This is a genomic window from Phaeobacter sp. JH20_37, from assembly GCF_048056015.1.
In the GTDB taxonomy this organism is placed as follows: Bacteria; Pseudomonadota; Alphaproteobacteria; order Rhodobacterales; family Rhodobacteraceae; genus Phaeobacter; species Phaeobacter bryozoorum.
This window is the reverse complement of sequence record NZ_JAYMWW010000001.1, coordinates 73853-91090: the sequence shown is the minus strand read 5'-3', so window position 1 is coordinate 91090 and position 17238 is coordinate 73853. Positions and strand designations below refer to the sequence as shown.

At 59.4% G+C, this 17238-nt stretch carries 16 protein-coding genes; 8 read left to right on the top strand and 8 right to left on the bottom strand.

Features of this window, described 5'->3' with window-relative positions; translation table 11 throughout:
- Positions 1-3 precede the first annotated feature (3 nt).
- On the top strand, positions 4-1071 hold the full coding sequence (locus tag VWZ87_RS00450; protein WP_340547664.1) for a dihydroorotate dehydrogenase: 1068 nt from the start codon (positions 4-6) through the stop codon (positions 1069-1071).
- A gap of 80 nt (positions 1072-1151) precedes the next feature.
- On the opposite strand, the gene VWZ87_RS00445 is transcribed toward VWZ87_RS00450, so the two are convergent.
- From VWZ87_RS00445 to VWZ87_RS00435, 3 genes are all read right to left on the bottom strand, one after another.
- Positions 1152-2645 (bottom strand): PLP-dependent aminotransferase family protein, encoded by a 1494-nt coding sequence (locus VWZ87_RS00445; protein ID WP_416535466.1) that lies wholly within the window; start codon positions 2643-2645, stop codon positions 1152-1154.
- An 83-nt stretch (positions 2646-2728) separates the two neighbouring features.
- Positions 2729-3535 (bottom strand): methylthioacryloyl-CoA hydratase, encoded by an 807-nt coding sequence (dmdD, locus tag VWZ87_RS00440; protein ID WP_416535465.1) that lies wholly within the window; start codon positions 3533-3535, stop codon positions 2729-2731.
- A 55-nt stretch (positions 3536-3590) separates the two neighbouring features.
- Positions 3591-5363: an acyl-CoA dehydrogenase gene (locus tag VWZ87_RS00435; protein ID WP_416535464.1), complete on the bottom strand. Its 1773-nt coding sequence runs from the start codon at positions 5361-5363 to the stop codon at positions 3591-3593.
- A gap of 121 nt (positions 5364-5484) precedes the next feature.
- Between VWZ87_RS00435 and VWZ87_RS00430 the strand changes: the two genes are divergently transcribed.
- The 7 genes from VWZ87_RS00430 (at position 5485) to VWZ87_RS00400 (ending at position 12593) form a co-directional block, all read left to right on the top strand.
- A complete protein-coding gene (locus VWZ87_RS00430; protein WP_416535463.1) occupies positions 5485-6522 on the top strand; it encodes an AraC family transcriptional regulator ligand-binding domain-containing protein in 1038 nt (345 codons plus the stop codon).
- A gap of 153 nt (positions 6523-6675) precedes the next feature.
- On the top strand, positions 6676-8946 hold the full coding sequence (locus VWZ87_RS00425) for a glycosyltransferase family 2 protein (protein ID WP_416535462.1): 2271 nt from the start codon (positions 6676-6678) through the stop codon (positions 8944-8946).
- 110 nt (positions 8947-9056) lie between these two features.
- A complete protein-coding gene (locus VWZ87_RS00420; protein WP_340547659.1) occupies positions 9057-9443 on the top strand; it encodes a Fur family transcriptional regulator in 387 nt (128 codons plus the stop codon).
- A gap of 24 nt (positions 9444-9467) precedes the next feature.
- Positions 9468-10121: a zinc uptake protein ZrgA gene (gene zrgA, locus VWZ87_RS00415; protein ID WP_416535461.1), complete on the top strand. Its 654-nt coding sequence runs from the start codon at positions 9468-9470 to the stop codon at positions 10119-10121.
- Between the two features lie 6 nt (positions 10122-10127).
- Complete coding sequence (locus VWZ87_RS00410) at positions 10128-10823, top strand: ABC transporter ATP-binding protein (RefSeq protein WP_416535460.1); 696 nt, start codon at positions 10128-10130, stop codon at positions 10821-10823.
- Entirely contained in the window at positions 10820-12070 is a 1251-nt protein-coding gene (locus VWZ87_RS00405; protein ID WP_416535459.1) for an ABC transporter permease, read from the top strand. The genes VWZ87_RS00410 and VWZ87_RS00405 overlap by 4 nt, the downstream gene beginning before the upstream one ends.
- A gap of 22 nt (positions 12071-12092) precedes the next feature.
- Positions 12093-12593, top strand: a complete 501-nt coding sequence (locus tag VWZ87_RS00400; protein WP_416535458.1) for a DUF3299 domain-containing protein — start codon at positions 12093-12095, stop codon at positions 12591-12593.
- Between the two features lie 177 nt (positions 12594-12770).
- Here VWZ87_RS00400 and VWZ87_RS00395 read toward each other — a convergent pair whose 3' ends face one another.
- The 5 genes from VWZ87_RS00395 to VWZ87_RS00375 all read right to left on the bottom strand — a co-directional run bounded on the left by VWZ87_RS00395 (position 12771) and on the right by VWZ87_RS00375 (position 17235).
- Positions 12771-13883 carry a class II histone deacetylase gene (locus VWZ87_RS00395; RefSeq protein ID WP_416535457.1) on the bottom strand — a complete coding sequence of 371 codons (1113 nt, stop codon included), beginning with the start codon at positions 13881-13883 and terminating at the stop codon, positions 12771-12773.
- 139 nt (positions 13884-14022) lie between these two features.
- A complete protein-coding gene (locus VWZ87_RS00390) occupies positions 14023-14958 on the bottom strand; it encodes a branched-chain amino acid ABC transporter permease (RefSeq protein ID WP_416535456.1) in 936 nt (311 codons plus the stop codon).
- On the bottom strand, positions 14955-15824 hold the full coding sequence (locus tag VWZ87_RS00385) for a branched-chain amino acid ABC transporter permease (protein ID WP_416535455.1): 870 nt from the start codon (positions 15822-15824) through the stop codon (positions 14955-14957). Before VWZ87_RS00385 ends, VWZ87_RS00390 begins: the two co-directional genes overlap by 4 nt.
- A complete protein-coding gene (locus VWZ87_RS00380) occupies positions 15821-16525 on the bottom strand; it encodes an ABC transporter ATP-binding protein (RefSeq protein ID WP_416535454.1) in 705 nt (234 codons plus the stop codon). The genes VWZ87_RS00385 and VWZ87_RS00380 overlap by 4 nt, the downstream gene beginning before the upstream one ends.
- Complete coding sequence (locus VWZ87_RS00375; protein WP_416535453.1) at positions 16522-17235, bottom strand: ABC transporter ATP-binding protein; 714 nt, start codon at positions 17233-17235, stop codon at positions 16522-16524. The genes VWZ87_RS00380 and VWZ87_RS00375 overlap by 4 nt, the downstream gene beginning before the upstream one ends.
- Between the last annotated feature and the right edge of the window lie 3 nt (positions 17236-17238).

Genomic DNA, 17238 nt, shown 5'->3' with positions numbered 1-17238 from the left:
CGCATGGCCAAGCTTGAGACCCGCATTGGAGATCTTTGCCTGAAGAACCCGGTGATCGCGGCGCCGGGAGAACATCTGATTGATATCGAGGGGGTCCGTGCTGCGATTGAAGCCGGCGCGGGTGCGGTGGTCGGCAAATCTATCAACGAGTCGCAAGCCGCCAGGCACCAGTTGCAGCAGGCTGAATACACTTTGCTGGATCGAGACTGGAACAAGGTGGATTGGTCCGAGGATGCTCCGCGCGGACTGACGGTGTTTACCCGATCTGGGCTACCGTCACTGACCTTTGACGCTTGGCTCTTGCAAGCTGTGAGTATGGACCGTCTGGCAGGTCAACACGACTGTCTGTTCGTACCGTCACTGGTCCTGGCCCAGCCAGCCGCAGCCCTGGACATGGCGCGCGCGATCCAGGCCGCCGGGCTGAAGCTGCTGGAACTGAACATCGGTACGCCCTACGCCAGCCAGGCGGCGCGCTGTGCTGTCAGCACGGAGCTGGTCCCCGAACGGGTGGCAAGGCTCACCGGAATGATGGTTGAAGCATTAGATATTCCGGTCTGGATCAAGATCTCAGGTCAAAGCGAACGCGTAGGCGACCTCGCTGAAGCAGCGTTTTCCGCAGGCGCCCAAAGCGTGGTTATGGCAGGCCGGTCGCTTGGGTTGGTGCCTGATCTTGAAACACAAAAACCTGTGCTGGACACAAGCTGCGGTATCGGGGGGTATTGGAACCTGCCGATCACTTGCCATTGGTTGGCAACAAGCCGACGACGTCTTGGTCCGGGCTGCCCATTGATTGGCACCAACGGCGCGACAAATGGTCGGGACGTTGCCCGGATGATGCTGGCTGGTAGCAGTGCCGTAGGGCTATCCTCCGAGGTGATGCTGCGCGGCTGGAGGGTGATCACGGACGCGGTGGATGAACTGGAAGCCTATTGCGACAAAATGGGCATGTCTGCCGCCGATCTCATCGGTCGCGCCGCCGACGCACGGCGGACCTATACAGAACTGCCCACCGTCGGGGATCACTGGCGCGATTTTATCCCATCAACAGCGGATGCCGCGCCCGAGGGATGAGGAATTGCGCCCACAAGATGATTGATAATGGTAGTTATGTTAAAAATAGGATTGATTGAGTTGACAAGACAGGTCTGGTTTCATGCACGTAAGGCCGCCGCTAGATCCTGAACGCCTTGGTCAAGTGTGTCTTCTGAGAACCCTGCAAAGCCCATGACCAGCCCTTGCATGTTGGGCGTCTGTGCAAAAAATGACGACAGCGGTCTGACGGAAACCCCGGCCAAATCGGCGCGCTGTGCAGCCTCGACATCGCTCATGCGGCTCTCGAGCAAAGATGTGAGCCTTGCCACCAAGTGCATTCCGGCAGGTACCGGATCCACGGCCAGTAGATCGCCTGCATGGACGCAGATCGCCCGCAGCAGCGCCGCATGTCGTTTTGCGTAGAGGCGTCGCATCCGCCGGATATGGGTGGCAAAATCGCCGCTCTGCATGAAACGGGCCAGCACGGGTTGCAGCATGAGTGACGCCTGCGGGTCGGTCTGTTCCAGCACGGCTCTGACCTGCGACAAAAGTGGTTTTGGAAAAACCACAAACCCTAGCCTTAGTGCAGAAAAGACCACCTTGGAGAAGCTGCCGACGTAGATCACCCGATCCTGATTGTTGAGGCTCATCATCGCTGGGAGCGGTCGACCCTGAAATCGATACTCACTGTCAAAGTCGTCCTCGATCACATAGGCCTGTCTCGCGACGGCCCATTCGATCAGTTCCAGTCGGCGGGAAAGCGGCAATGTCACGCCCAGCGGGTACTGACGCGACGGTGTCACAATCGCCGCTTTTGCCCTCGGTGTGGCTAGCAGTGCGCTCTTGATGTCGAAGCCCGACTGATCAACCGGCGACGGCACTGGGATTAGCCGGTTGTGATGCAAAGCGCGATTGAGGATCATATACCCGGGATCTTCGGTCAGGACCTCATCGCCTTCCCTCAACACGGCAGCCGCGATCAGGCCAATCGCTTCGACGACACCGGAGGTGATGAAGATCTGCTCTGGCGTGCAGGGCAAGCCACGCCATTCTCGCAAATGATCGGCAATCGCGCTGCGCAGCGGCGGCCAACCAAAAGGATCGACGCGCGCCAGCAACGCGGCTTCGGGCATACGCCAGGTTTTGTCGTGGTGGCGGCTCCATTGGCGGTATGGAAACAGTGCGATCTCAGATGCGGAGATATCAAAGGTTCGTAACTGTGCGGGCATGTCGGGAGTAGCGTCCGGCATGGCTGCGTCTGTATCCTGCGGGCCTGGTGCTCCTGCCAATCCCGGCAGCTGTTCGGGCAATTCTGCTTCGACGTAAACACCGGATCTGGCGCGCCCTTCCAGATAGCCCTCGCTGATCAACTGATCGATCACGGCGGAGACTGTCACCCGTGAGACCGAGAGTTCATCAGCCAATGTCCGGCTTGACGGGAGCTTTGACCCTGGCGAAAGCACATGCTCGAGAATCAGGCGTCTCAATTGAGACAGCAGCTGTGCCTGCAACGTTTCTGGTCCGTCGCGATCCAGCGAAAGGGAGAGCAGCGCCGCTCCTGTTCTGGCCTTAGTCATAGCGCAACTATTGATAAGTTCGATCAAACCAGTCAAGGCGAGAACTGTCTTTGTGGCCGCTGCCCCCCGAACGGTAGGTCCCCCCGACCCTGATCCGGATGGGCGAGAGGAATGCTGCGTTATTCATTCGGACGAACGCGTGCAGCCGTTTTGTTCGCAAAGGCTTCAAGCCGTGCCCGTGCCGCGGGCTGCGTGTTCACAACACCGGCGACCACCGCTTCGGCATAGGCGGCATCCATACCGGACATATTGTTGAGATGGCTGATTGCGGAACAGATCGCGTAGTTGGTCAACGGCAGGTTTTCCGCCGCGCGATCGGCAAGTTCCAATGCCTTGTCAAAGCTGGATCCTTCAGTGATGTATTGCGCCAGCCCAAGGTCAACGGCTTCCTGCCCCTGATAAACACGTCCCATCAGGATCATGTCGATCATCCGTGATTTGCCAATCAAATCAGAGACACGGATGGTCGCGCCGCCACCGGTGAAAATGCCACGCTGGCCCTCTGGCAGCGCGAAATATGTGCTTTGGTCTATCACCCGGATATGGGCTGCGCTGGCCAGCTCAAGACCGCCGCCAACAACCGCGCCCTGCAGGGCTGCGATGACGGGAACCCCGCCATATTCCATCTTGTTGAATGCTTCGTGCCAGCGCAGGCAGACATGCATGAATTCGTCCGGGCTGCGATCCTCTTTCCAATGTTCGACGAGGTCCAGACCTGCACAGAAATGGTCCCCCGCCCCGGCCAGCACCACTGCCTTTACACCGTTGCGATGTGCACCGCTAAAGAACTGAACCAGCTCTTCAATGGTTGCGGTGTCCAGCGCGTTTCGTTTCGAGGGGCGGTTGAGTTTTACGACACAGACACCGTTGTCGCGCACGTCGATGGCGAGGTTCTGATAGGAGCTGAAGCTGTCTTTTGCCAACATGGGGGGATCCTTTTCGGATTAAATGGGTGCCCTTGGGAGGGTAGGCTGCGGAAGGTCAGAGTCGGCTTGTCTCGTCGAGGAGACTCGATGCACCGTTGATGATCCGGGCCCGGTCGCTTTCGCATTCGACCAGGACATGCCGGGCGAAGATCTGGGCGGTGGTGATTTTTTGTGCCATGAATTCAGGATCGCTGCCCTGTTCCAACTCAATCTCGGCAGCACGCGCCGCGCGTGCCAATTGCCATCCGGCCGCAAGCGTCCCGGTTAGATTGAGGAAAGGGACGCTGCCGGCAAAGACGGACCTGAGATCATCGCTGCCAATGTCCAGCAACCAGTCCAGGCTGGCGTCAAACGCTTCCCGCGCATCGCCAAGACATTTCGCGATGTCCTGCGCTTTCGGGCTCCCAGTTTTCAGGGCGCTTTCGGTCTCTGCAATCATGGCCGAGAACCGGCGCGCTGTCTGTCCGCCGTCTCGCAGCACCTTGCGTCCCAATAGGTCATTCGCCTGAATTGCCGTGGTTCCTTCGTAAATCGGCAAGATCCTGGCATCCCGGTAGAATTGTGCGACGCCGGTCTCTTCGATGAAGCCCATTCCGCCATGGACCTGCACGCCGAGGGAGGCCACTTCGACCGCTCGCTCGGTGCAGAAGGCTTTGACCAGAGGGACGAAGAATTCGGCGATCGGCGTTGCCTCTGCGCGCGTGCTGTCGGTCCCGTTCCGAGACAGGTCCAACCAGCCAGCCGCTGCCATGCTGAGCGACCGGCCACCTTCGACCAGAGCCCGCATCCGCAGCACCAGCCGGCGCACATCGGGATGGCCGATGATGGTCGGAACCTGTTCAGGGTCCAGCCCGATGCCTTGTCCCTGAACCCGCTCCTGGGCGTAGGCAAGCGCGTGCTGATAGGCGCGGTCGGACAAGGCGACCCCCTGAACGCCGACGGCAAAGCGCGCGGCATTCATCATGGTGAACATATATTCCAACCCGCGGTTTTCTGCCCCGATCAGATATCCGGTGGCACCTGCATATTCCAGAACCGCTGTCGGACTTGCCCGCACCCCCAGCTTGTGTTCGATGCTCACACAGTTGACACGGTTGCGGTCGCCGGGGTGGCCATTCTCATCAACGAGGTATTTCGGCACCAGAAACAGGCTCAGCCCCCTGTGCCCCTCCGGGGCGTCGGGAGTGCGCGCGAGAACCAGATGGATAATGTTCTCGGAGAGATCATGTTCGCCATAGGTGATGAAAATCTTGGTGCCACTGATGCTGTAGCTGCCGTCCTCGCGCGGCTCAGCTTTGCAACGCACGCGACCAAGATCACTGCCGGCCTGAGGCTCGGTCAGGTTCATTGTCCCGCTCCACTTGCCGGACACCAGCGGCCGGAGATAAATTTCCTTCTGTTCATCCGTGCCGGAGAGCTCCAGCGCGTCGATGGCACCATCGGTCAGAAGTGGGCACAGGCCAAAGCTCATGTCCGACGCATTCAGGATCTCCGTCGCGGCAGCTCCGACGGCCCGCGGCAAGCCCATTCCGCCATGGTCCGCAGGGTGCGCCAGGCTTTGCCACCCCATGTCGACAAACTGCGCGTAGGCTTTTTCATAGGCTCTTGGGAGAACCACTTTGTTCCCCTCAAGTCGTGCGCCCGCCGTGTCGGCCTCATGTGACAGCGGCGCGATGAGATCCCCGCAGAACCTGCCAAATTCTTCCAATGCAGCCTGAGCGTCAGCGCGTTCAATTTCGCTGTATTTGTCCAAGGACACGATCTGCGGCCATTGGGAAAGATGTTCGAGATTGAACATCAGGTCACGGATTGGAGCTTGATAAGTCATTGGCGCCTCGCTGCTGTGCTACCTGCTGTCGCGTATCTACGGTACGGCCAGTTTGCTGCCCATTCCAGAATTTGACAAACGACTTTCCGAAAGTGACAAAACAACCTAATCTGACGCAGTGATGACACACTCCGATCCAGACACGCTGGCGACCGTATCTCTGCCATTCATTGAAGACTGGCTTCTGGCTTTGCAGACCTGCTGCAACGGAGATCAGATGAGCGCTATTCTGCAACGCTGCGGTCTTGCCCCGCTGGTCAAGCCGGAGACTGTCAAACACATGGGCGCGCAGCGGGTAACCCTTGACCAGATCGTGCAGCTCTATCAGGTTGCCGCCGTTGAAACTGGTGATGAAATGACCGGTTTGTGGGACCGCACTGTCCGGCCTCGCGCGCTGCAACACCTGTTGACCACGGTGCGTGCAGCTGGAACCCTCCCGGCGGCCCTATATCGGTTCTCCACATTCTGGAATTTGATACTTGATGACTATCAAGTTGATTTAAAATCTGAAAATACAGATCTCATTCTCAAGATCGTCCCCCGCGGATCGCCTGAGATCCAACGGTTCGGGCATATGCTTATGCTTAAGCTGGCGCATGGTCTGCTCTCTTGGCTGGCGGGCTACGAGGTGCCGGTGAAGGCCGTGCAATTTGCCTTCGATCGCCCCGAATTCGCGCAGGATTATGGTGTCGTCTTTCCAGCCGCCGTAACATTTTCTCAGGGCTGCTCGGCCATCTCATTCGACGCCCAGCAGCTGGGCGCACCTCAGCCCCGCACTGCTGCGGAGTTGGCGGAATTCCTGGACCGCGCTCCGCGTGACTGGATCTTCACCGGCTTTCGGGAGCACCGGCTTTCGCTTCAGATCCGAGAATTCCTCTACCAATCCAACTGGGAAAACTGCCGACTGAGCGATGCTGCGGCAATGCTAAATGTGACACCTCGAACATTGATGCGGCGATTAGATGCTGAGGGAGCGTCCTTCCAGTCCATCAAGGATGCACTGCGCCGCGATATCGCGATCCGTGATTTGCGAGCCGGGCAGAAGTCGATTGAAGAGATATCGCAGGATCTTGGATTTTCCTCTGCGGCAAACTTTCATCGTGCTTTCCGGCGCTGGACAGGCGGCACAACCAGCTCCTATCGAGCCCTTGATACATAGGCCCGGGCTGCTCGGGTTCAGGATACAGGCGCGACGCATAATCGAGGATCGACCCGAGGGCGGTGAGGCCGTTAATGATTGGTGGCGTTCGGATTTTTCAGGGCAGTACGAAAAAATTCGTGCTATCCAAAGACAAATATCAACGGGCCTTCTATGACGCATTCAGACCTCGGGACAGGATCGGACAAAGTTCTGGAGCGCCAGTTGGGTGTGCAGCAGTTTGGTGAAACCATTCTGCTAGACTGCGTTGTGATCCCCGCAGGCAACAGCCATGCCGCCAGGCTGTTCTTCAAATCAGGGACCCATTGCAACGATGTTTTGGCTTCCGACGAAAACACCACGCTGAGACATCGCCCGGATTGGGTTCAGTCCCTCGATCTCGGGTTGAATAGCCCGATGGACCCGGTCGTTATCGCCGTCAACAGTCAAGAATGCCGTGTTGAGGCCCAAGCTGCTGAGACGGACCTTTTTTCCGGGCTGAACGTGATTATTGCGACGCGCAATGGTGAAAGTGCCGAAACGGCCTTTGACTGGCTGACCTACCATGTGTCTCAGCATGGGATGCAGGCAGCCGTCATCCTAGATCAAGCGCCACCTGATGAAAGTCGGCAGTTTATTGCGGCTTTGCAAGGGTTTGCTAAAGAGATTGAGGGGCTCGTGCGCGTGGTCGTGGTTCATTCTGCCTGCCCGCTTGGCAAAAAAGGCCTGCCAGCTGAAGCTCATCCACTGAATGTGTTGGGTGCACCGAAACGCAGGCAGACGGCGCCGCCGGATGACCCCTGGAGGGCGCCGCTCGGTGAGTTTGTGATCTATGAGATCATTCGGGCGCGTTTTTTGGCCAGCGCCCGTGCAGTGGCCAATCTTGATTTATGCGACCTGCTGGCCTGTAACAAAGGTCCAACGATTTTTGATCGCTCGGTTCAGGTCCCTGGTAGCTACACGTGCCTGCATGGGGTGCAGAGCTATCCTTGGCGGGTGCGTCGCGGCAGAGACGCCTCATTTTCCGATCATATCTGTACGCGGTTTGATAGCGACATACGCCACCTGCGTTGGTGCGTCGCCCCGCAAGACTGCCGCGCTGACAGCATTTGGCATCAGTCACAGATCGTAGGGGCGACGCCCGACACGGATCGCATCGCCAAGTTCTCCCGCAGTATGCTCCTGCGCCATCCAACTGAGAAGCTATCGCAAATTGTCCCGAAGGCTGGCCTCGTTGAGGCGCCGGAACTCCTTGATGTGTCGTTGCAGCATTTCGGCGCAGATCCGGTTCGTATGCCCAAGGCAAAGCTTTTGCCCACTGGCGGCAGTGGAACGCGGACGGTTGTGGTCACAACGATGAAGAATGAAGGGCCTTTCGTGCTGGAGTGGCTGGCCTACCACCGTGCCATCGGCGTCGATGAGGTCCTTGTTTATACAAATGACTGTAGCGATGGCACCGACAGTCTTTTGCGGGTTTTACAGGGCAAGGGCTACGTCCAGCACAGGGATAACCCATATCGCGGAACCGACCTGAAGCCGCAGCACGCCGCGTTTCAAGCGGCGGCAGAAGAACCGGTCGTTCGCACCGCGGATTGGCTTGTCTGTATGGATGTGGATGAATTCATCAATATCAGATGCGGAAATGGGCGGCTCAGCGACCTATATGCTGCGATCGGTGACGCGAATATGATCGCTATGACCTGGCGCTTGTTCGGAAACAATGATGTGTCTAGGTTCTCCGGCGCGTTAGTCACACGAGAGTTTACGCGCTGCGCCCATGAAGTCACGCGCAGGCCGCATCAGGCTTGGGGCTTTAAAACGCTGTTTCGAAATAACGGTGTCTTCAAACGTCTCGGCGTTCACCGGCCAAAGGGGCTGCAATCACAGCACTGGCAGGACATTCGATGGGTCAACGGATCGGGTCGCCCGATGCCACGGGACATATTTCGGAATGGCTGGCGCTCGACCATCGCAACCTATGGATACGATCTGGTCCAGCTCAACCATTACGCGGTGCGCAGTGCAGAGAGTTTTCTGGTTAAACGCGACCGTGGTAGGGTGAATCACGTCGAGCGCGATCAGGGATTGTCCTACTGGTTCAGAATGAACAACAACGCCGAAGACGATCGCTCGATCCAGCGCATGATGCCTGCGCTTGAGGAGGAACTGGCCCGATTGCTGACAGATCCAGACATTGCCGCTGCGCATGAGGACTGCTGCCGAAGGCATCGCGAGAGGATCAGCGAACTCAAGGCGCGCGAGGATATGCTTGCGCTGTTTCAGGACATCACAGGTGAAAAGTTGCGAAAACTCTCGAGGATGCACGCCCATTTCTGCACCAACGTGTTTCTGGGCGGCCCCGAGGTTATACCTGACGAGGTTGCCGAACGCCCCTTAGGGAGCGACTTTTTTTTCACCGTGCGGCGGGGCGAGACCAACCATTAAGGACAGGAGCGATCCGGGATTTGCGTATGGCTGTCCCGGTGTCTGGTGTTTTAAGTCTTGCGGTTTGTTATATTATAAAATAATAACCTGGAGCAACAAAGGGGGCCATCATGCGAAAACGCGCAACGACACGCCAATCAGATGTCCTGACCGTGTTGAAGGCCTGCGACAGGCCGATGACGGCCTATCAAATTCTTGAACAGCTCCAGCTGAGCGAGCCAAGTATTGCGCCGCCGACAGTCTATCGTACGCTGTCGGCTCTGACCGATCAGGGGCGTGCGCATCGCCTTGAGTCAATCAACGCCTTTGTCCCCTGTCGCTGCGACCATGCTGAAAGCGTGCCTGTTCTGGCCATCTGCGAAGACTGCGGATCGGTAGAGGAACACGACGGCAGTGATTTGCTTCCGAAGCTTACAGAACTGACCGATAGAAATGCCTTTAAAGCCCTGCGCCATATCGTCGAAATCCACGGCCTATGTGGCACCTGTGCTGCCTGATCATTTTCCACATTGGACATTGCTATGAAACGAACTCTCTCTCTTCTCGCAATCGTTACTGCCTTGCCTGCGTTGGCCGAGGGCACCCGTCAACTTGGCGCGCATGAACACGGCGTTGGCACGCTGAACATTGCGATCGACGGGAGCACGGTATTGATGGAGTTCCAGGCGCCCGGTGCTGACCTGGTCGGGTTTGAACATGCCGCAAAGAGTGCCGCGGATCGTTCAGCAGTTGATGCTGCAATCGCCCGGCTCAGTGATCCGTTGGCGCTGTTTGTTATGCCGGACGCCGCTCGGTGCAGCGTTGGCGAGGCGAGCGCAAAGCTGGAGACTGCCAGTGGCCACGGTCAAGATGTGCATGAGGATCATGCCGAAGATGCCGGGCATGATAACAACCAACACGGTCATAACGACCACGAAGGCCACGCGAACGACAAGCATGATGACCATGAGCATGAAGGCCATGCTGAGCATCACACCGAAAAAGCAGATCACGCCGAGTTTCATGCAAATTACATGCTAAACTGCGCCGAACCTGCATCCCTGACGAATATCAGCTTCGCTTACTTCGACGCCTTTCCCAGCGCGCAGAAGGTTCAGGTGCAACTGGCCGATGCATCCGGCGCGCACGCATATCAGGTCGAACGTGGCACCCCGATCCTGACGTTGGAGCGTTGAACGTAGGTGACGGATGCAACGCTCGAAATCACTGGACTGGCCTATCGTTGGCGCGGACGAACCGGGTTCTCGCTGAGTGTTCCGCAATTCTCTCTTGCAGCGGGTGAAACAGTCCTGCTTCTGGGCGAAAGCGGGTCGGGAAAATCAACGCTGCTGTCATTGATCTGCGGTACAATCCTGCCGGATCGCGGCGAGATTGCTGTTGCCGACAGAGATATTTCCCGATTGAGCGGAGGCGCGAGAGATACGTTCAGGGCGGAGCATATCGGCGTTATCTTCCAGCAGTTCAACTTGCTCCCATTTGGATCCGTGATCGACAATATCCTGCTGCCCCTCCGCTTTGCCCCCTCACGCCGCAGGCTGGTCAGCCAGCCCGCCGCGGAGGCAGCACGCTTGTGTTCTGCCCTGGGTCTGCCGGAGCATCTTATCAACGCAAAGGCCAGGACGCTCAGCGTCGGTCAGCAACAACGCGTCGCGGTGGCCCGTGCCTTGATTGGCCAGCCCCCCCTGATCATCGCGGATGAGCCGACCTCTGCCCTCGATAGCAACGCCCAGAACGCCTTTCTCGATGTGCTGTTCACACAGACTGAGTCTACGGGCTCTTCACTATTGATGGTGAGTCATGATCCCCGTCTGGGCAAAAGGTTCGACCGGGTCATCACCCTTGAGGACATCGCCGAAGTTCAGAAAGGGGTATCATGATTTTGCGGCTGGCGATTGCGTCGCTGTTTGCGCGTGCGCTGACGGTGGGCATGACAATCCTCGCTATCGCTTTGTCGGTCGCCCTTTTTCTTGGCGTCGAAAAGGTGCGAACCGGGGCCAAGGCGAGCTTTGCCGACACGATTTCCGGGACCGATCTGATTGTCGGCGCCCGCTCGGGATCTGTGCAGTTGTTGCTCTATTCAGTATTTCGTATCGGGAATGCGACAAACAACGTCAGCTGGCAAAGCTATCAGGACATCGCGGGCCGGTCTGATGTGGACTGGATTGTGCCGATCTCCCTTGGCGACAGCCACCGGCAGTTCCGTGTGATGGGCACCACCCAAGAGTTTTTTGAGCATTATAGATATCGGCAAGGCAGGTCGTTGACGCTGGCAAATGGCGCCGTCATGGATGATCTTTTTGATGCGGTGGTTGGGGCCGACGTCGCGTCCGCATTGGGTTACAAGGTCGGCGACCCGATCATCGTGGCGCATGGCCTTGCGTCTTTCACCGAACACAAAGATCAGCCATTCCGGGTCTCTGGAATTCTGGGAAAGACCGGTACGCCGGTTGACCGTACCGTCATCATAAGCATGGAGGCGATAGAAGCCATCCATGTCGACTGGCAGAGTGGCGCACAGATCCCCGGTCAGGCGACGCCGGTGGATGTCATCCGTCAGATGGACCTGACACCGAAAGCGATAACGGCGGCCCTCGTCGGTGTCAAAAGCCCGCTCCAGACATTTTCTCTGCAACGTTCCATCAACGAATATCGCGAAGAGCCGTTGCTGGCGATCCTGCCGGGTGTGGCTTTGCAAGAGCTATGGGGTATTGTTGGCATAGCCGAAACCGCGCTTGTTGCAGTCTCGACTATGGTGGTTGTGACCGCGCTGATCGGAATGATGGCCACGATCTTTTCCAGTCTGAATGAACGGCGCCGCGAAATGGCGATCTTTCGCGCGATGGGTGCAGGTCCGCTAACAATACTTAGCCTGCTGGTGTTGGAGGCGATGATGATGGCCACTCTCGGGGCAACACTTGGATTGGGGTTGGTATATGTAGGGTTGATCATCTCCCAACCCCTTCTCGACAGTGCGCTTGGCTTGTGGTTGCCGATTGATGCGCCAACACTGCGCGAGTTTTGGGTCATTCTGAGCGTTATCTGTGCCGGCATGGTTGTCAGCCTCATACCTGCGATGAGGGCCTACAGAATGTCCGTTGCCGATGGTATGATGGTAAGGACGTAGTGAACTAAGCGAGGTGGACCAAATGATGAACCGCAGAACGGCGTTGATGCTCTTGTCTGGGTCGGTGGTTGCTCCAACGGTGGCCTCTGCAGCGATGCCGCGCGAGATCATGTGGGATGACCTGATCCCGCCGGGAGTTCCCTATTCGGAGATCACCGGCGAAGGCGATATGGACGTTGAGAATGACACCTGGCGGCCGATCTACGACGCAAATGCGACGAAGCTGAATGAAGAGCTGAACGGTGTGTATATCAAGATGCCAGGTTTCATCATCCCCTTTGACGTCGGAGCAAAGGGCGTGACGGAGTTCATGCTGGTGCCCTATGTCGGCGCCTGCATCCATACGCCCCCGCCCCCGGCAAACCAGCTTGTGATGGTCACCGCGACAGAACCATGGCCGGGGGATCAGCTTTGGGATCCGGTTTGGGTTACGGGAACACTGCGGACGCAACTGCAATCTACCGCGCTTGGCCAAACGGGCTATTCCATAGCCGCCGACAAGATGGAGGTCTACGTCTGGTGATGAAGCAGCTCGCCGTTTTTCGAAAGCTCCAAGCGAGGCAAGAATACCCCGCGTGAAGCCCAATCGGTCGCAGTTACTTTTTAACAAACTGTCGCGTGTGATGGCGCGGCAGTCTTGCAATTGAGCGGTGAGACGAAGACAAGGAAACCGGCCGGCGCCGTGAGCCAGAGCTCCTGACTATGTTGATGCAATCTGCTCCGCGAACTTTATCAGCCGGTTCCGCTGAAATTCGACGAAATCGGCTGCGGGCTGGTTGGCCTCGGCAACGCCGCGGAAGGGGTCTTCGACATGGCTCTTGATGCCTGCCATGGTGGCGATCACCTCATGGGCACAGAAAGGCACCACTGCCTCGGCATAGCCGCCTTCATGAACCGCAACCAGTCTGCCACCGCACAGGTCACGCGCGGCCTTCATCACCGCGCGGGTGAGATAGGCGAATGTGCCGCTGTGGGCCGTCATTCGGCTGAGCGGATCGAAGTTATTGGCATCCAGCCCGCAGGCGATGATGATCAGATCCGGTTTGAATTCGTAAAGCGCGGGCAACACCAGCAGCTCCATCGCATCGGCATAGGACTGATGGCCAGCGCCCGGCAGCAGTTCAACATTCAAGTTGCAGCCTGCGCCGGCCCCCGACCCGCGCTCCGCTCCGAGGCCGGAGCCGGGCGGGAAGCAGCTTTGCTGGTGGAGTGAGATCGTCAGAACATCATCACGCTCATAGAAGATGTCCTGCGTGCCGTTGCCGTGATGCACATCCCAATCCAGCACTGCCACCCGGCCCAGCCCCTTTTCAGCCTTCGCAGCCTCGATGGCGATCGGGATATTGGCCAGCAGGCAGAAGCCCATGGAGCCGTCGCGCCCGGCATGGTGGCCCGGCGGGCGCGACAGGGCATAGGCGTTCTGATAGGTCCCGTCCAGCACATCGAAAACCGCCCGCCGCGCCAGCCCTGCCGACAGCGCGGCAATTTCGTAGCTGCCAGCTCCAAATGGCGAGAACAGACCAGCGTTTCCGCCGCCCGCATCGCTGAGCGCCTTGAAACGCTCAATGTAGTCACTGCTGTGGACTCGCGCCATTTCGCATTCGGTGACGGGCCGGGCGGACTGCACGCCCAGTTGGGCGGTCAGTCCGGACACATCCATCAGCGACTTCAGCCGCCGCTTGGATTCTGGCGATTCCGCGTGACCGGCGCCAGCGGGCGGCTGCACCCAGCCCCCGACCGGCATGATCAGCGCGTGTTCACCTGTCGTGTGCCACAGGCAGTGTTCGTCAAAGTAAAATCCTGTATCCGGCATTATCGTCTCTCCTCAATCTTCAGGTTGCAGAAGCGCAGCGGCGCATAGTTGGCGCGGGCTTAGGCATGCAGCCGCGATCCGGCCAGCTAGGCGGCGCGCGTCAAAGTCTTAGTCATCGTCTCGTCGCCGAGGTTCTGGATTATGGGTCTCTGGCAGCCGTTCTGGCTCTGGGGAGCAGGCGGTCCAGCAGGCCGCTCAGCCCCTTCGGCGCGGTCAGCATCACCGCAACCGCAATGGTGCCGAGGGCAATCTGGCTCCAGCCGGGATAGGCGGCGAGCCCCTCCCGCAGGAGAACGAACAGCAGCACGCCCAGCACCGGGCCGCGGATAGTGCCAAGCCCGCCGATAACGCAGATAAAGATCGCGTTCACCGTCCAGTTGATGTCGAAGGCGGCGATTGGCGAGACATAGAGCGTGCCAAGAAAACTGATGGCGCCGGCCATGCCGCACCCCGCCGCCGACAGGACAAAGATGGTCCCTTTGATCCGCCGGGTTTTCACCCCCAGCGAGCGGGCGGCGGTTTCGTCATCGCGCATCGCATGGACATGCAGGCCATAGGGGCTTTGCTGCAGCAGCCACAGCCCCAGGCACAGGCCCGCGGCCAGTGTCAGCGCAAACCAATGCGCCGAGGCGGGCAGCCAGCTGGTATCGATCCGCCGCGCCGCATAAAGCGGCAGGCCGGAGGAGCCTCCGAAGTAGTCCAGCCGACTGACAACGATCTTGATGATCTCTGCAGCCACCCACATACCGATGGCGAAATAGACCTCGCGCAGGCGGAACAGAACCGGGGTCAGGGCAAGCGCCAGCAGCGCTGCCCCGGCCCCGGACAACGGGACCATGATGTAGGGAGAGACAGGCAGGTCCCGTGTGACGGCAAACAAGAGGTACGCCCCGGTGGCGACAAAGGCGTGGTGGCCAAGCGACAGGAGGCCGCCATAGCCCGCCAGCAAGTTCCAGCTTTGGGCGATGGCCAGCAGCACCAGCAATTCGGTCAGCAGTGCCAACCCACCCGCATTCAGCGCGAAAGGCGCGGCAGCAAGTGCAGTGAGCAAAAGGGCGAGAAATGAGCGGGTCATCGTGTCACCACCTTTCCGGCAAGCCCCTGCGGGCGGATGAGAAGAAAGACCAGCAGCATGAGGTGCCCGTAGAGCAGCCCCGACGCCGGATCAAAGTAGAAGCCCGCCACATGCACCAGCGCCAGGGCGATGCCGCCAAGATAGCTGGCCCAGATTGAGCCAAGGCCGCCGATCACGATCACCTCAAAGGCGATGAGCAGCCGCTCCGCACCGGAAAACGGCGTGATCGAACTGCGTGAGGCCAGCAGCATTCCTGCCAGCGCCGCACAGGCGGCGGAGACTGCCATGGCAATGGCAAAGATGCGCCGGCGGCGGATTGCAAACAGCGCCACGGTTTCCGCATCATCAGAGGTTGCGCGCACGGCACGGCCTAGCCGGGTTTTGCTCAGGATCAGATGCAGCCCGCCGAACAACGACAGCGACAGCAGAAAGATGCCCAGCGGCAGCCAGCCGATTGTCTGGCCAGCAATGGTGAGATTTGCTGTTTTGACCGCCCCTAGGTCGATGCTGCGGCTGTTGGCGCCGTATAAGCCGACCATCGCATTCTGCATCACCACCGACAGGCCGAAGGTGACCAGCAGCGCGGGCATCGGATCGGGGCTCAGCACCCGGTTCAGCAGCTGGCTCTGCAGCAGCCAGCCAAAGGCGAAAGCGCCCAGGCAGACCAGCGGCATCAGCAGAAATGGGCTGACCGGCCAGTCCGCGCTGAGGGTAAACAGCGCCAGCGCGCCGGCAATGGCCAGCTCTCCATGAGCAATATTGGCAATCCGCATGACACCGAAGATCAGCGACAGCCCCAGCCCGAACAGCGCATAGAGCCCGCCCAGGAACAGCCCGTTCATCAGGATTTCTATGGCTGTGCTCATTGGTTCTCTCCGAAATAGGCCTGACTCACCTGCTCGAAACAGGCACCATCCGAAGCGCCTGCCAGCGACACTTGCCCTGCCAGCAGGCAGTAGAAACGGTCAGAGGCTGCCAGCGCCCTGCGGATATCCTGTTCGACCAGCACAATTGTGGTGCCGCGCGCCTTGAGGTCGGCCAAAGCCTCATACACCCGATCAACAATCACCGGCGCCAGCCCGAGGGAGGCCTCATCCACCAGCAAAAGCTCCGGATTGGTCATCAGCGCGCGGCCGATGGCCACCATTTGCTGCTGGCCGCCCGACAGCAGACCTGCAGGCCGCTGCGCCATCGGCGCGATTTCGTCGAACAGCTGCAGCACCCGCGGCAGGGTCCAGTGGCCGCGCCGTCCGACATCGCCGCCGATCATCAGGTTTTCCGCCACGGTCAGGCTGGGGAACAGCCGCCGCCCCTCTGGCACCATGGCAATGCCGCGCTGCGCCAGCGCGCCGGGATCCAGCGCCAGAATGTCCTGCCCGGCAAAGGTCAGCTGCGCCGCCTCGCGTGTGCCCAAGCCTGCAATCGCCCGCAGCAGCGTGGTCTTTCCCGCGCCATTGGCACCGATCAGCGCGACGGTCTCCCCCTCGTCCACATGGGCGTCAATCCCGAACAGGGCCTGGAAATCGCCATAGCGCGCGGTTAGGTTCTGCATCTGCAACAGGGTCATGCCGCCGCCCCCAGATACAGCGCGCGGACCTGCGGGTCGGCGGCAACCACCTCCGGGCGGTCCTCGATCAGCTTGCGCCCTAGCGCCAGCATCATGATCCTGTCAGACGCTTCCTGCAGTGCGTGGGCGATATGCTCAATCCACAGGACCGCCAGCCCCGCTTCCTTCAGCCGCTTGACCAGCAGCACCATCTCGGCGGTTTCCTGATCGGTCAGCCCGCCGGACACCTCGTCCAGCAGGATCACTTTGGGGTCGGAGGCCAGTGCCTTTGCCAGTTCGAGCCGTTTGCGGTCCAACAACCGCAGCGCGGTGCCGGTATTGTTGCGGTGCGGTCCCAGGCCGGTGATCTCCAGGATCTCCTCCACCCTTGCCCGTGCGGCCGTGGGCGCGATGCCGTGGCTGGCATGCTGGGCCAGATAGAGTGTCTCTTGAACGCTGAGAGAGGCAAATGCGCGCGGCACCTGAAAGGCACGTGCCAGCCCGGCACGGACCCGCCCGGCTGTGTCCAGCCCGGTTACATCCCGCCCTGCCACATGGACCGATCCGCCATCGGCGCGTGTAACATCGGTCAGGAGATCAAAGAACGTGCTCTTGCCCGCGCCATTGCCCCCCATGATCCCAAGGCAGCTGCCCGGTGCGACGGTGACCGAGACATCCTCGATCACCCGCAGGCCGCCAAACGCCTTGCTGAGATTGCGTGCTTCCAACATGGC